Annotated in this window: 3 protein-coding genes; all 3 read right to left on the bottom strand. The window is 41.9% G+C overall.

The window, feature by feature from the left end:
• Window positions 1–185 (bottom strand): hypothetical protein (locus RAC86_RS39080; RefSeq protein WP_377886994.1); only part of this gene is annotated, 185 nt, incomplete at its 3' end.
• Between the two features lie 168 nt (window positions 186–353).
• Entirely contained in the window at window positions 354–866 is a 513-nt protein-coding gene (locus tag RAC86_RS39075; RefSeq protein ID WP_014114618.1) for an adenine phosphoribosyltransferase, read from the bottom strand.
• A gap of 5 nt (window positions 867–871) precedes the next feature.
• On the bottom strand, window positions 872–1,020 hold a 149-nt coding region (locus RAC86_RS39070), incomplete at its 5' end, for a single-stranded-DNA-specific exonuclease C-terminal domain-containing protein (RefSeq protein ID WP_377886995.1).

The raw sequence follows: 1,020 nt of genomic DNA, 5'->3' as shown, positions 1-1,020 counted from the left end.
ACGAGAATCCCCGCAACCTGAATCGGATGAATAATATATGGCTCGCCCGATTTGCGGTATTGCTCGCGATGAGCATCTTCAGCGTACAGATATGCTTTTTCGACAAATGCGATATGCTCATCAGATAGATAGCTGCGCGCTTTATCTATAACTTGCTCGGCAGTCAATACTTGTTCGTTCGCCATGGAATCACCTTTTTTAGAATGTAAACTGTATTGTAGTTTATTATCAAGAAAAAAACGAAAGATGTAAAGAGCAGAAGTTCAAATAGCCAAATATTATATAAAATAAATGCAAAACAATAGGAAAAAAGCACCCTGACATGGAGTGCTTTTTTCGTTATGCGATTATCTTTAGTATTTCATCAATGTTAATATGTCATAATCTTCAAGCTTCTTTCTGCCGTCAAGGTAAGAAAGCTCGATTAAGAAAGCGATACCAGCAACAACGCCGCCAAGCTCTTCAACAAGTTGGATTGTTGCTTCAATTGTGCCGCCTGTCGCAAGCAGGTCATCTGTAATAAGCACACGCTGACCCGGTTTAATCGCATCTTTGTGGATCGTTAATACGTCTTTCCCGTATTCCAAGCCGTAGTCCACTTTGATCACTTCACGAGGCAATTTGCCTTCTTTGCGGACCGGCGCAAAACCTACGCCAAGCGCGTAAGCAACGGGACAGCCGATAATAAAGCCGCGCGCTTCAGGGCCGACGACCAAATCAATTTGCTTTTCTTTCGCATATTCAACAATTTGGTCTGTAGCATAGCGGTATACGTCGCCTTTATCCATCAGTGTCGTAATATCTTTAAATTGCACGCCCTCTTTCGGGTAATCCGGTACAATTGTTACGTATTGTTTTAAATCCATCTGTTTTATGTCCTCCTCGTACTTTCATAAGCCTCTGAATCTTGTTTCATCAGCTTATTCAGCCATTCCTTCAGCTCTTCAGCAGAAGAATAATTCAGCTTTTGATCCAGTTCCATCAGCTGCTGTTTCGCCTGATATGTTTGTGAGTCTGTTA

Source organism: Bacillus sp. LR_5 (assembly GCF_042709275.1).
Note: the sequence above shows the minus strand (reverse complement) of the source record. Positions and strands in the feature narration are given on the sequence as shown.

What these genes read in the sequence shown, in the direction of transcription:
- RAC86_RS39075 (WP_014114618.1), bottom strand. Translation starts at nt 866, where the DNA reads ATGGATTTAAAACAATACGTAACAATTGTACCGGATTACCCGAAAGAG.